The sequence below is a fragment of the Heliophilum fasciatum genome (assembly GCF_004341395.1).
GTDB classification, from domain to species: Bacteria; Bacillota; Desulfitobacteriia; order Heliobacteriales; family Heliobacteriaceae; genus Heliophilum; species Heliophilum fasciatum.
Genome location: NZ_SLXT01000008.1, coordinates 1 through 13,596 on the forward strand (window position 1 = coordinate 1; position 13,596 = coordinate 13,596).

Sequence of the window (13,596 nt, forward strand, 5' to 3'; positions counted from 1 at the left end):
AAAAGTATCGTAATTCAATATGAACCGCCGTATACCGAACGGTACGTACGGTGGTGTGAGAGGTCGGGGGTTAATCGCCCCCTCCTACTCGATTTAAAAACTCGAAGGATAATTACAAAGAGAAGCAACGGCGAGCTAAGAATCGTTTTCAGGAGATAATCGTAATTATATCATTGTCATTGTGATGGGAGGTTATTGCATAGCAGTAGCCTCCCTGTTTTATAATATAGACGAAGGTCAATAATGGTCAATGAAAAAGCCTAATAAAAAAGTTGCCACCGGTTAGCAATACAGAAAAAGAAAAGTTAAAGGAGATCAAGCCATGCGATATAAAGATTACTACGCTGTGCTGGGGGTATCTCGACAAGCTACGGATAAAGAGATTCGCAAAGCCTACCGAGGCTTGGCCCAGAAATTTCACCCCGATGTCAATCCTAGCCCCGATGCGGAGAAAAAATTCAAAGAGATCAATGAAGCGTACGAAGTGCTCAGTGATGAGCAAAAAAAGGCCCAGTATGATCAACTGGGCAGCGGTTGGAAGGATGGTCAAGAATTTCGCTCGCCCTATGGATGGCCCAATGGTGCCGGTGGTGCTTACACGACCATGGGCGACGGCGATTTCAGTGACTTTTTTCGGCAGATATTCATGTCCGGTAATTTTGGCGGTGTAGGAGGACCAGGGAGCCCCTTTGGTGGTGGCCAAGGAGGCACGATCAATCTTGACGATCTGCTCGCCGGAGGAAACAGTCGCAACAGCAGGCGGCGTCCCCGGGAGCACCGCCAAGCACGCCCTGCTATCGAGCAAGAATTGCCGATCACCGTTGAGCAAGCCTATGAAGGCGCCCAGATTGCCCTGCAGATTCAAGGCAAAGAATATCGAGTGCAAGTGCCGGCCGGTGTTATCGATGGGCAGAAGCTGCGCTTGAAAGGTTCAGGCTCACAAGATGATGTCTATGTTATCTTGCGCATCCAAGCCGACAACCGTTTTCGTGTGGACGGACGCGATGTGACCATGCCCCTTCCGTTGATGCCTTGGCAAGCCGTATTGGGTGATGAAGTCAAAGCGAAAACCCCGGTCGGTACGGTTTCCTTGCGGATCGCCCCCGGTTCCCAAGCCGGTCAGAAGCTACGCTTACGTGGGAAAGGTTTGACGAATCGGCAGGGTGAGTCGGGCGATTTGTATTTAGAGATCACCATTCAAACCCCGCCGGTTCGCTCCGCCAGAGAAAAAGAACTCTGGCAAGAGCTGGCCGCTCTCGGTGCTTCCTAAGCAACAAACCCACGATGACGCATAGTCGCGCAACAGTATCGGTTAATCACGATAAATCAAGATAAATCCATACAACCGCCCATCATCATCAAAATCCAAGATTGCATAATCGACGGCCCTTTAGGGTATAATGGAGCAAAGGTCAAGATAAGTCAAAGTCAAAAGGTCGATGATCGTCAATAAACGCAATCGATGGAGGGTTGCCAAATGGACATCAACAAATTTACACAAAAACATCAGGAAGCCGTCCAAGCGGCACAAAGCTTGGCAACAAAATTTCAACATGCGGAAATCGATGTAGAACATCTGTTGTTAGCCATGCTGGAACAGGCCGACGGGCTCATGGCACGGTTGTTGATCAAAATGGACGTGGCCATCGAAGGCTTCCGTGCAAAGCTGGAGCTGGAATTGCGGCGACGCCCGAAAGTCAGCGGCTCCGGCGTCGATCCCCGCAACATCTATATGACCCAACGGATGCAGCAACTGTTCCTGCGGGCCGAAGAAGCAGCCCGTCAACTCAAAGACGAATACATCGCTGTGGAGCATGCCTTGCTTGCCAGTCTGGATGAGACATCAACAACGGCCACCGGGCGAATCTGGCGCGAATTCAAGATTGACCGGCCAAAGATGATGCAAGCGCTCAGTACGATTCGTGGTCATCAGCGCGTCACCTCGCAGCATCCCGAAGCCACCTATGAAGTATTAGAGAAGTATGGTCGGGAACTAGTGCAAGAAGCACGGCAAGGAGCACTTGATCCGGTGATCGGCCGGGACGACGAAATCCGCCGCGTCATCCGGATTCTTTCCCGTAAAACCAAAAACAACCCCGTGCTGATCGGCGCCCCCGGTGTCGGCAAAACGGCCATCGTTGAAGGGCTGGCCCAACGGATCGTCCGTGGCGACGTACCGGAAGGCCTTAAAGACAAACTGGTCTTTGCTCTCGACATGGGCTCTCTGGTAGCCGGCGCTAAATATCGCGGTGAATTTGAAGAACGCTTAAAAGCGGTACTGCATGAGATCAAGAAAAGCGACGGCAAAATCCTGTTGTTCATCGATGAGTTGCACACGATTGTCGGTGCCGGCAAAGCGGAAGGCGCCATCGATGCCGGCAACATGCTCAAACCGATGTTGGCCCGCGGTGAGCTTCACTGCATCGGTGCCACGACACTCGACGAATATCGTAAATACATCGAAAAAGACGCCGCACTGGAGCGGCGGTTTCAGCAAGTGCTGGTGGAGCCGCCCGATGTGGAAAACACCATCTCCATTTTGCGTGGCCTGAAAGAACGCTTCCAGGTTCACCACGGCGTCAAGATTTTAGATAATGCCCTTGTGGCGGCAGCAACCCTTTCTCACCGCTACATCGCCGATCGCAACCTGCCTGATAAAGCGATTGACCTTGTCGACGAAGCCTGCGCCATGATCAAAACGGAAATCAATTCGCAGCCGTCCGAACTCGATACGGTGCAACGGCGCCGCATCCAACTGGAGATCGAAGAAAAAGCACTGGCCAAAGAAACGGACAAAGCCAGCCAGGACCGGCGTGTTCACTTACAAAAAGAATTGGCCGATCTCAATGAACAATACGCGTCCATGAAAGCCCAGTGGGAGCTAGAAAAGGGCGCCATCAAAAACGTGCAGGCGCTTCGCCAGGAGTTAGAAGCGCTCAAGCAAGCCTTGGAAGAAGCAGAGCGAGTCGATGTGTACGATCTGGGACGCGGTGCCGAACTGCGCTACGGCAAGATTCCCGAAGTGCAGCGCAAACTGGCCCAGGCGGAGCAAGACTTGCAGCAACGGCAGGGCAGCAGCAAACTGCTCCGGGAAGAAGTGACGGAAGAAGAGATTGCCGATATCGTCGCCCGCTGGACCGGGATTCCGGTGCAACGTTTAGTGGAAGGTGAACGGGAAAAGCTATTGCGGTTAGAGGAAATTTTACACCAACGGGTCGTCGGTCAAGATGAAGCGGTTTCCCTGGTAGCCGATGCTGTCTTGCGCGCCCGTTCGGGGATCAAAGATCCGCGGCGCCCCATTGGCTCCTTTATCTTCCTTGGCCCGACCGGTGTCGGTAAAACGGAATTAGCCAAAACCCTGGCCCGGGCCTTATTTGACAGTGAAGAAAACATGGTGCGGATCGATATGTCCGAATACATGGAAAAACACTCCGTCTCACGACTGATCGGTGCACCGCCGGGCTATGTGGGCTACGAGGAAGGTGGGCAACTGACCGAAGCCGTACGGCGCCGTCCCTATGCAGTCATCTTATTTGATGAAATCGAAAAAGCTCATCATGACGTGTTCCATGTACTACTGCAGATCCTCGATGACGGTCGGGCCACCGACAGTCAAGGCCGGACCGTCGACTTTAAAAATACCGTGATCATTATGACGTCCAATATCGGTTCGCAATATTTAATTGAAGGCCTCAATGATGCCGGACAAATTCGTGAGGATGCCCGTGAACGCGTCATGGATGCCTTGCGGATGCATTTCCGACCAGAGTTTCTCAACCGTGTCGATGATATGATCTTGTTTAAACCACTGACGCTCATGGAAATCAAAGCAATCATTGACATCCTTACCGCGGAACTCACCGAACGGTTAGCGGAGCGACAGATGCAGTTGAGCATCAGCGACAGAGCCAAAGAATTAATCGCCCGTGCCGGGTTTGACCCGGTGTATGGCGCACGCCCACTGAAGCGTTATTTGCAGCGCTACGTGGAAACACCGGTGGCCCGCGCGTTGATTGCCGGCCAGGTCGTTGATGGCGGTACGATTTACGTTGATGTGCAGGATGATCATCTGATTGTGCGCTGATGGGTACCGCTGATGAGGTACAACCGCAAGCAGGGGAGGGATGAACCGGTTATGAGCAATTTGGCCGATCGCATTGAACGTTATATCAAAGAACTTTTGATGCAAAGTGATGAGTGCAGCGTCGAGTTACAACGTCAGCAGATCGCCAGCCTTTTCGGATGTGTTCCATCCCAGATTAATTATGTACTGGCAACACGGTTTGCCTTGGAAAATGGTTATGTAGTGGAAAGCCGCCGTGGTGGCGGCGGCTACCTCCGCATCATGAAACTGACCTTAGATGATGATGCAGCCTTATGGGATTTTCTTTCCACCCATTTGGGCGAGGTGATCACGGAGGCGCAAGCCCGTGGAATGATTCAGCATCTCATGAACGAAGGATTGCTGAGTGTACGGGAAAGCATGTTGATGGCCGCAGCCATGCAGCGCGATGTATTGCAAGGCGGAACGGTACAACGGGATGCCTTGCGGGCGCGTCTCTTAAAAGCGATGTTGTTTACACTGTTTCGCCAGGACTGCTGTCCTAAGGCGCCGGAGGGCGAGCGAGGGCACGAATAAGCGTGCGCTCTTAAAGGGGGAACGATCATGTATTGTGATGAATGCAAAAAAAAGCCGGCTGCTGTTCATATTACCCAGATTATCAATGGCGAAAAGTCCGAGCGGAACCTTTGTGAGGATTGCGCACGTTTGACGCACAAAGAACTGAGCATGGCTTTTGACGACAATTTTCCGATCAACAAATTTTTAGCGGGATTATTAGGTTACGAAACGCCGACAGCCGACGCGGCGCTGAACCTGGCCTTCGGCGAACCAGAGAAATGTGAGAATTGCGGTGTCACTTATCAACAGATCAGCCAGATCGGCCGCCTGGGGTGCGATCAATGTTATGAGCATTTTCACGACAAAGTGGAACAACTGTTACGGCGAGTGCAAGGATCGGCCCGTCATACGGGAAAAGTTCCGCAGCGCACCGGTGGGGCCATTCGGCGGCAGCGTGAGATCCAAGGCTTGCGGGCGCAATTACAGCGGCTGGTGGCCAAAGAAGAATTTGAAGCGGCGGCCAAAGTGCGCGATCAAATTCGCGAACTGGAAAAAGTCGTAGAAATGCCGAGCGGTGAATAGGAGGAAAGGCTGATGACCGAAGCACTTTTTAACCAGGCAATAACCAAATGGATGGAAGGCACGGGACAGGAGTCTACCTATGTCATCAGTTCGCGTGTTCGCTTGGCCCGCAACTTGCAAGGTATGCCTTTCCCTCATGCGCTGTCGACACCGCTGGCCAACGATCTGGTCCAGCAGGTGAAAACGGCGGTAGTCGATGACAACGACACGACGACCGAACCGCTTTATTTTATCGATTTGAAAAAAATCGCCCCTCTCGATCGGGGGATTCTCGTCGATAAGCATTTGATTAGCCCCCAGCATGCCGAAGAAGCCGACGGGCGAGGACTGCTGATCAGTGCCGATGAGTCGATTGCCATCTTAATTAATGAAGAAGATCATTTGCGGGTGCAATCGCTGCTTCCGGGGCTCCAATTAGATGCAGCTTGGCAGCGGGCGAGCAGCGTCGATGATCGCTTAGAAGCGAAGCTCGATTTTGCCTTTAATGAGCGCCTAGGTTACTTAACGGCGTGCCCGACCAATGTGGGAACGGGACTGCGCGCATCGGTGATGATGCACCTCCCGGCGCTGGTCCTGACCAATCAAGCATCGCGGCAGTTAAATTCGCTGGCCCAACTGGGCATGACCGTACGGGGGCTCCATGGTGAAGGGAGCGAAGCCACAGGTCATCTTTTTCAGATCTCCAACCAAGTGACCTTAGGTCGCTCCGAAGAAGAAATCATCTCGAACCTGGCCGTTGTGACACGGCAGTTGATCGATCAAGAGCGGCTGGCTCGTCACATGCTGCAAAAAGAAACGCAGATGCAATTGGAGGACCGCATTTTCCGTGCTTACGGATTGCTGACGTCGGCGCGGATTCTCAGTTCGCAAGAAGCGATGAGTCAACTTTCCTATGTACGTATGGGTGTTGATCTGGGATTAATTCCCGATGTGGCGCCGGCAGTGCTCAACGAAATGCTTGTATTAACGCGTCCGGCCTTTTTGCAAAAGGCAGCTGGTCGGGAAATGAATCCCTTAGAGCGGGATATCCAACGGGCCACTTTAATGCGGGCGCGGCTTTTGCAAGGGAAGCATACCAACACGCACACCGGTGGTTGCTGCCACCATCATGAGGAATGAGAGAACTCCATCATAAAGAATGAATCAATTTTATGAGCAGGGCAGTTCAAGATTACGTGAAAAAACAGGAGTAACCATCAAAAGGAGGAACGACGGATGTTAGGCCGCTTTACCGAACGAGCTCAAAAAGTATTGCATTTCGCGAAAGAAGAAGCGCGGATGCAAAAGCAAGGGGCGGTGGGAACAGAGCACCTGCTACTGGGGTTGCTGCGGGAAGGCGAAGGGATTGCTGCCAAAGCGTTGATGAATCTGAACCTGGATCTGGCTCAACTGCGCCAGGCGGTCATTGCCTTCGTCGGTCTGGGCGATCAAGAAGTGCGCGAGGTCGGCTTTACACCACGGGCCAAACGGGCGGTGGCGCTGGCTAATGAAGAAAGCCGCCAGCAAGGTGTCAATTATGTGGGTACGGAACATCTCCTCTTGGGACTGATTCGCGAAGGGGAAGGGGTAGCCGCGCAGGTGCTGGCCGAGACCGGCGTATCGATTGATGCCGTGCGCAAGCAAGTGATGCAGCTCTTGGGTATGCCCATGCCCGGCAGCGGCGGAAATCCCCAGCAAGGCGGCAAAACCGGCGGTGCCGTCGATACATCGACGCCGCATCTCAATGAGTTTGGGCGTGATTTGACCCAGATGGCGAAGGCCGGCAAGCTTGATCCGGTCGTTGGCCGCAGTTCCGAAATTGAGCGGGTCGTACAGATCTTGTCACGGCGCACCAAAAACAATCCGGTGCTCATCGGCGAACCCGGTGTCGGGAAAACAGCCATCGCTGAAGGGCTGGCCCAGCGGATCATTGACAACAAAGTGCCGGAGACGCTGAGTGGCAAACGGGTGGTGACGCTGGACCTGTCGTCCGTCGTGGCCGGCTCCAAATACCGTGGTGAATTTGAAGAGCGCTTGAAAAAAGTGATGGAGGAGATCCGTAACTCCGGCAAGATCATTTTGTTTATCGACGAATTGCATACCTTGATCGGTGCCGGTGCGGCCGAAGGGGCGATCGATGCCGCCAATATCTTAAAGCCGGCCTTGGCCCGGGGCGAACTGCAATGCATCGGGGCGACCACGCTCGACGAGTATCGCAAATATATTGAACGGGACCCGGCGCTGGAGCGGCGCTTTCAACCGATCCAAGTGGGGCAGCCGACGCCGGAAGAAGCCATCGAAATTTTAAAAGGCCTCCGCGATCGCTATGAAGCGCATCATTGCGTCAAGATCACCGATGAAGCGATCGACGCGGCTGTCCGCCTGTCAGAGCGCTATATCGCTGATCGGTTCTTACCGGACAAGGCGATTGATTTGATCGACGAAGCGGCTTCGCGGGTGCGGCTGAAAGTCTTTACAGCACCGCCTGATATCAAGCAACTGGAACTGCGCCTGGAGGAATTGCGCAAAGAAAAAGAATCCAGCGTGCTGGCCCAGGAGTTTGAAAAAGCAGCGGCGCTACGTGATGAAGAGCAAAAGATCAAAGGTGAATTGGAACGCAGCAAACAGCAATGGGAACAAGGGCGCGGTGTGGCCCGCGAACTGGTTAACGAAGAGGATATCGCTCATATTGTCGCCAGTTGGACCGGAATCCCCGTGAAAAAACTGGCCGAAGAAGAAAGTGAGCGGCTTTTGAATCTGGAACAAACGCTCCATGGCCGGGTGATTGGCCAGGAAGAAGCGGTGCAAGCGGTGGCCCGGGCCGTGCGCCGGGCGCGAGCCGGACTGAAAGATCCCAAGCGCCCCATTGGCTCCTTTATCTTCCTGGGGCCGACCGGTGTCGGGAAAACCGAACTGGCCCGGGCGCTGGCGGAAGTGCTCTTTGGCCGTGACGATGCCATGGTGCGGATTGATATGTCCGAGTATATGGAAAAGCATACGGTATCGCGCCTGGTCGGAGCGCCGCCGGGATATATCGGTCACGATGAAGGCGGCCAATTGACAGAAGCTGTGCGGCGCAAGCCCTACTCGGTGGTGCTTTTGGATGAGATCGAAAAAGCGCACCCTGATGTGTTTAACGTCTTGCTGCAAGTGCTGGAAGACGGGCGGTTGACCGATACCAAAGGGCGGACTGTTGATTTTCGCAATACGGTGATCATTATGACTTCCAACGTCGGTGCCCAGGTGATCAAACGGGCTGGCGTAATGGGCTTCCAACGCATTGATCCCAACAGCGAAAAGGCACGCAGTGATGAGTACGAAGGCATGAAAAAACGCGTCATGGAAGAGATGCGCAAAGCCTTCCGTCCGGAATTTGTCAACCGCATCGACGAGACGATCGTCTTCCATCTGCTGACGGCGGAGCACATCGGGCAGATCGTGCGCTTGATGGTGGGGGAATTGCAGCGGCGTTTGGAAGATAGTCAGATCCGCTTGACCGTCACAGAAGCGGCCGAAGCGCAACTGGCCAAAGAAGGTTTTGATGAGACTTATGGTGCCCGGCCGCTGCGGCGGACGATTCAACGGCGCATTGAAGATGCCTTGGCCGATGGGTTGCTTCGCGGTGAATTCAAAGCAGGCGATACAGTTGTGGCTGATGCGGTCGATGGCAAGGTTGTCCTGGCGGTGAAATAGTTGTAGCTGTGGCAACTGGTTGCGGCTACAGTTGTGGGTGCGACTACGGCTATGTATGGCTATGGTCGTGGTTATGGCCGTAGTTGCGACTTCGGCCATGGCGTAGCTACGACTGTGTTTGTGAGGTGAAATCGATGGAGCAAATTGTACTGAATACGCCGGCAGAAGGGTTTATTGATATTACCGGACAAGTGCGTAAGATCGTGGAAGAGAGCAAGGTTCAGCACGGCTTATGCCAGATCTTTGTGCCCCATACCACAGCAGGCGTTACGATCAATGAAAACGCCGATCCTGATGTGATTTCCGATATGCTGATGGCCTTAAAGCAGATGGTGCCCGACCTGCCGTATCGTCATGGCGAAGGGAATTCACCGGCGCATGTAAGGAGCACCCTTGTAGGGTGCTCCATTACCGTACCGGTTACTGACCGAATGTTATGTCTGGGAACGTGGCAGGGGATTTACTTTTGTGAGTTTGACGGGCCAAGGAAACGGAAGGTTTGGGTTCAAGTAGTAGGCGGGTAATTGGAGTATCCCACTAAGAATTTAGATTGGTGTACCTGATTGCGATGAAGGGGAGCAGAGCGCATCATGGAAGCGCCTAAATAGAAAAATATCAAAAGAAGCAACAGCCCTGAATGGTTGTTGCTTCTTTATTATGGTGGGCCCCCATGGCGACAAGCTGAGCTAAGTTGTGAGTGTAGGTTATGCATAAAAAGGACATTCAAAAATACATCATATGGAAATTGCGCTTGTGGTATGCTACAATCAGAGCAAGCGATACTGTAAGGAGGGATGGTTTATCGAAAGTGATGTTCGCATTCCCCAGCAGCATAAAGATATTTCGCTTCGCTCTATGTCCATGACTTTTCGCGGGGAAATCCTCCCGTTTTTCGGGTTGACCCTGCCGAAAGTGGTGGATGCCGTTAGCACACAAGCGCCACTGATTGAAGTTAAGAATCGGGACATGGATGTGGTTTTGGCACTCGAAGATAATACGCTGCTCCACATGGAATTTGAGTCCGGTGAGCCAACCATGGATGACCAAATTCGCTATGCTTATTATGACTTGAAACTATTTGCTGATCGTAAACAATCGATTCATCGCATTGTCATTTATGCCGCCGGTGTCCAAAAATCTCCGGAACCGCTGCACATCGGTAGCCTTTCCACGCATCAACATGTCATTCACTTGAGCCGTCATTTTGAAGGAGAACGTGAATTGGAGCAGATGCTCGTGAAAATCCGGCGTCATCAACGCCTTGACGCGCAGGACAAGCTGCGTATCATGCTCCTGCCCATGATGTTTGAGCGGCCGAGCGATCGTTCGCGCGCGGCTTGGACCGTCACGGAAGCGCTGGATACGGAAAAAACGGATGATGCCATGTACCTTATCGGCACAATGCTGGCCGCCAACTATAGCAATATTTTAGCCCCGGAAAAAGACAAGATTTTGGAGGTGCTCAGAATGGCTCAAATATTCGAAGAACTCTATCGCCATTTTGAAGAAAAGGGCATGGCAAAGGGTATGGAAAAAGGCATGGAAAAAGGCATTGAGAAAACCGCCATTGCCGCCTTAAAAAAAGGGGCTACCGCCAGTTTTGTTTCGGAAATCACGGGCTTACCCATTGAAAAAGTTAAAGAGCTGGAAGAGCAAACAAAACAGCCCGTGGAAACGAATTTGTAAACATTGTTCAAATCCGTCCGGTTACACAAAAAACAACTCCTGGCCGATCGCGTATCGATTGGGCAGGAGTTGTTTTTTTGTTTCTTTTCCAGCCAATATTTGATCTTGCGTTTAAAATTGATTCGCGGCTGGTTAGCGGTACTTACTGCCTAACGTCTAACTCTTGCGGGACACTGTGATTGGACGTTAGTTAAACCATCAAAAAAGCTGATTATACAATCGCCTATCAATGAGATTAGAATCGATGGGACAGGTTTTCGCATCACGGCCGTACTGCCATGCCCAGATATTTTTTTGGCATTTCGGACTGTTCGGTGAGAAAGTGGGCGCATTTTTAGGTCCCGTCGTTTTTACTTCTGGTTGGGCACTCCATAAAACAGTCTCATTACCGATTTTGGCATCTTTTTTAACGGCCTGGCAGAAAGCCTTGCTGAAGGGCCCTCGGATAGGATCGTGATACATACCGGATTGATAATCGGAGCGACGTATGGTGTCCGCCCACCCGCGAATCCATGCTTCATTAATTTGAAAATAGTGTTCGATATTCGCAAATATAAATGTTTCTTTCGGAATCCTCAGCCGTACAGCTTGGGTAATCGCTCGTAGGGCTACATTCTTACCGTTTTCGTAACCTACGGCATTACGGAAATCATTATAGATAGGCAGGATTTTGATATTCTGGCGTTGTAAAAAAGTGATTTCTCCCGCAGTCAATCCACTGGCAATACGAGGAACCGTCGACAGATAGCGCCCCCAAACCATAGGTCTTCCAAAATTAGTGATTACACATTGAAGCAACTGCTGATCTACCGATGAGGCAGAGTCGACTCCCCATACAAAGGCCATAGAAAACACCCCCGATGATCCAGCATATGATGTTCGTTGTTGAATGAAATTGGAGAATGAAATTTGGGTGGGGGATTTTTATCCCGAAGATGAGACGTTAAAAGTAGTAGCCAAATTATGTAAGAGCGAATCGTTTTCATATGAGAAAAACTGAGTGAGGGTGGCCGGGCGTGCATCCCGACCACCCTCAGTATGTTCGCCCATCATGATGATGGGCTTTTTTATTGCGTAATGAAGTTTACGGATCGATGGAAGTAAGGGCAGTAGGTGAATGGCGGAAAAAAATAATCGAAAGGATATTAGCCAATGGCAGTAAGCGTAGCCGTCGCTTATGCCTGCCCCTTCCGATGGATCGCATAGCGGTTTCGAGCATCGCCGGCCAACCGATCGCTCACTTGCTTGAATTCAAATTCGTCATTGGCCCCGATCACATAGCCGGTCAACCAGCGCCCATACAGGTTAGCCATGATCTTGCTGTCCATCCCGGCCCGTTGCCAATTGGGTTCTTGCAACCACTGATCGCTTTCCCAGATCACACGGTCCCGCTCGGACACCACGACTTGATCGCACTGATCGCAGGGCATGCCGTTGAGAAAATCGTCATTTAACGCTTGATAGATGCCGGGCGCTGCTGTCAGATCAACCTTGTTCTGTTGTTTCGCTTTCTCGCCGGTTTGTTTGCCGTGGGCAAAAAACGCCTGATCAATGCCATCCATGGCCTTGTTGCCGCAGGCATCCCGCACTTCTTTGATGAACGCCGCCTCGCGGGTTTCGACCGTTTTAATCTGGCGCTGCAGCCAACCGTGGATATTGTCATGGTCGATCAACTCGGCCAGATCGATGTCCGGCAGGGGCGCCCCAAACATCTGGATCACCTGTTCCCGCAATTCTTCCGCTGTTGCGCCGCAGGTTTCACGGGCTTTTTGAGCGATCCATTCTTCCCGCTCACCGACAAGACGGATTTTCCGATAGAGCCAATAATGAATCGGACCGATGAACGCACTCATTTCTCATCACTCCGTAAAGTAACGTTATTTAAAGCTTCGATTAGGTCGTCCACGATAATTCCATGAATGGCGGCCGCTTGTTGTAGCGCTTCACCCGTCGATGAGGGACAGCCGAGACAGCCCATGCCAAAGGAGCGCAGTACGGGAACGGTTTGGGGATAGACGCGGATGATATCGGCGATCACACTGTCGGCCGTGATCGCATCGCCAAAGACCAGCGTGCCTTCCGTCAATCCGCCGGGTTTCGGTATCAGTTGCTCATCACCGGAATATTGCTTTGGTCGTGCCGCCGTGGCCTCCCCGTGATAAAACTCCGCTAGCACATCCTTCGAAAAGGTGTCGAACCCAATGCGTTCAATGAATTGTCCGATTCGCTCAATATCGGCATTTTTCTGGTAGTACCTGATGATGATGTCGATCATGCGTAAGGCATCGTCATAACTTAACCCGGTGATGAGCTTGTTCGCGATCCGGGGATGGGATCCGGCACTGCCGCCGACGTAAATGTCCCAGCCTTCATCAGTGCCAATGACACCGATGTCTTTGACCACCGATTCCCCGCAGGAATTGGGACAACCGGAAACGCCCAGCTTCATCCGGGAAGGCATTTCTTTTTTAATATATCGTCTGTCCAGTTCCAGGCCCAGCTTAATGCTGTTTTGTTTGCCCCGTTTGCAAAAAACGATTCCCGGGCAGATCTTGACACTGCGGACGCAGTTGGCAAATCCCAGGGCCGGTTCCATGCCCAGGTCGTTCCAGATCTGCTCGATGTCTTCCGCTTGCAACCCGGTGATCATGATGCGCTGCGCCGACGTTAATTTGAGTATCCCGTTGTATTTGCGGGCCACGTACGCAAATTTATCCAGCATATCGGGCTGAATAAAACCACCGGGGATGTGCGGTGTGATGGCATAGGTTTTCTTGCCATTATGTATTTTTTGTAAGTTAGCGCCTTTAGGCAACATTGAGTTTTCCTCCTGCTCTGGGTAGTACGTGCTTGCATCTAGATTACCCGGTTTTTTAACGGTCATACTCCCATGAGCCCATGAGCGATGGAGGAAATATCAATTTTATTTGATGACTATCTATAGCAAAATTTTTTGTTGACGAAATTCTTTGTTGAAACGTTGGTAAAACAAACACTATAATTGAATGATTAGTAAAACGATGCCAAGGGGGAAC

The 13,596-nt window shown here is 51.9% G+C and carries 11 protein-coding genes; 8 read left to right on the top strand and 3 right to left on the bottom strand.

The genetic code is table 11. The features are described 5' to 3' along the window. Positions 1–322: 322 nt before the first annotated feature. The 8 genes from EDD73_RS15440 (at position 323) to EDD73_RS05610 (ending at position 10,561) form a co-directional block, all read left to right on the top strand. Positions 323–1,270: a J domain-containing protein gene (locus tag EDD73_RS15440; protein WP_165876346.1), complete on the top strand. Its 948-nt coding sequence runs from the start codon at positions 323–325 to the stop codon at positions 1,268–1,270. Positions 1,271–1,477: 207 nt separating this feature from the next. Next, positions 1,478–4,084, top strand: a complete 2,607-nt coding sequence (clpB, locus tag EDD73_RS05580) for an ATP-dependent chaperone ClpB (RefSeq protein WP_131918796.1) — start codon at positions 1,478–1,480, stop codon at positions 4,082–4,084. Positions 4,085–4,135: 51 nt separating this feature from the next. Then, complete coding sequence (locus tag EDD73_RS05585; RefSeq protein WP_131918797.1) at positions 4,136–4,639, top strand: CtsR family transcriptional regulator; 504 nt, start codon at positions 4,136–4,138, stop codon at positions 4,637–4,639. 27 nt (positions 4,640–4,666) lie between these two features. Then, positions 4,667–5,203: a UvrB/UvrC motif-containing protein gene (locus tag EDD73_RS05590; RefSeq protein WP_131918798.1), complete on the top strand. Its 537-nt coding sequence runs from the start codon at positions 4,667–4,669 to the stop codon at positions 5,201–5,203. Positions 5,204–5,215: 12 nt separating this feature from the next. Then, positions 5,216–6,322 (top strand): protein arginine kinase, encoded by a 1,107-nt coding sequence (locus EDD73_RS05595; protein WP_131918799.1) that lies wholly within the window; start codon positions 5,216–5,218, stop codon positions 6,320–6,322. A gap of 96 nt (positions 6,323–6,418) precedes the next feature. Beyond that, the gene (locus EDD73_RS05600; protein ID WP_131918800.1) at positions 6,419–8,875 is read left to right on the top strand and encodes an ATP-dependent Clp protease ATP-binding subunit; all 2,457 of its coding nucleotides are present in this window, start codon (positions 6,419–6,421) and stop codon (positions 8,873–8,875) included. A gap of 134 nt (positions 8,876–9,009) precedes the next feature. Continuing rightward, the gene (locus EDD73_RS05605) at positions 9,010–9,399 is read left to right on the top strand and encodes a secondary thiamine-phosphate synthase enzyme YjbQ (protein WP_131918801.1); all 390 of its coding nucleotides are present in this window, start codon (positions 9,010–9,012) and stop codon (positions 9,397–9,399) included. A gap of 229 nt (positions 9,400–9,628) precedes the next feature. After that, the gene (locus EDD73_RS05610) at positions 9,629–10,561 is read left to right on the top strand and encodes an RpnC/YadD family protein (RefSeq protein WP_131918802.1); all 933 of its coding nucleotides are present in this window, start codon (positions 9,629–9,631) and stop codon (positions 10,559–10,561) included. Between the two features lie 198 nt (positions 10,562–10,759). On the opposite strand, the gene EDD73_RS05615 is transcribed toward EDD73_RS05610, so the two are convergent. The 3 genes from EDD73_RS05615 to EDD73_RS05625 all read right to left on the bottom strand — a co-directional run bounded on the left by EDD73_RS05615 (position 10,760) and on the right by EDD73_RS05625 (position 13,379). Further along, complete coding sequence (locus EDD73_RS05615; protein ID WP_131918803.1) at positions 10,760–11,407, bottom strand: glycoside hydrolase domain-containing protein; 648 nt, start codon at positions 11,405–11,407, stop codon at positions 10,760–10,762. A 329-nt stretch (positions 11,408–11,736) separates the two neighbouring features. Continuing rightward, positions 11,737–12,414: a hypothetical protein gene (locus EDD73_RS05620; RefSeq protein WP_131918804.1), complete on the bottom strand. Its 678-nt coding sequence runs from the start codon at positions 12,412–12,414 to the stop codon at positions 11,737–11,739. Further along, the gene (locus EDD73_RS05625) at positions 12,411–13,379 is read right to left on the bottom strand and encodes a DUF1858 domain-containing protein (RefSeq protein WP_131918805.1); all 969 of its coding nucleotides are present in this window, start codon (positions 13,377–13,379) and stop codon (positions 12,411–12,413) included. Before EDD73_RS05625 ends, EDD73_RS05620 begins: the two co-directional genes overlap by 4 nt. Between the last annotated feature and the right edge of the window lie 217 nt (positions 13,380–13,596).

Coding starts and splice junctions, on each gene's coding strand:
- EDD73_RS15440 (WP_165876346.1), top strand. CDS start 323: ATGCGATATAAAGATTACTACGCTGTGCTGGGGGTATCTCGACAAGCT.
- clpB (WP_131918796.1), top strand. CDS start 1,478: ATGGACATCAACAAATTTACACAAAAACATCAGGAAGCCGTCCAAGCG.
- EDD73_RS05585 (WP_131918797.1), top strand. CDS start 4,136: ATGAGCAATTTGGCCGATCGCATTGAACGTTATATCAAAGAACTTTTG.
- EDD73_RS05590 (WP_131918798.1), top strand. CDS start 4,667: ATGTATTGTGATGAATGCAAAAAAAAGCCGGCTGCTGTTCATATTACC.
- EDD73_RS05595 (WP_131918799.1), top strand. CDS start 5,216: ATGACCGAAGCACTTTTTAACCAGGCAATAACCAAATGGATGGAAGGC.
- EDD73_RS05600 (WP_131918800.1), top strand. CDS start 6,419: ATGTTAGGCCGCTTTACCGAACGAGCTCAAAAAGTATTGCATTTCGCG.
- EDD73_RS05605 (WP_131918801.1), top strand. CDS start 9,010: ATGGAGCAAATTGTACTGAATACGCCGGCAGAAGGGTTTATTGATATT.
- EDD73_RS05615 (WP_131918803.1), bottom strand. CDS start 11,407: ATGGCCTTTGTATGGGGAGTCGACTCTGCCTCATCGGTAGATCAGCAG.
- EDD73_RS05620 (WP_131918804.1), bottom strand. CDS start 12,414: ATGAGTGCGTTCATCGGTCCGATTCATTATTGGCTCTATCGGAAAATC.
- EDD73_RS05625 (WP_131918805.1), bottom strand. CDS start 13,379: ATGTTGCCTAAAGGCGCTAACTTACAAAAAATACATAATGGCAAGAAA.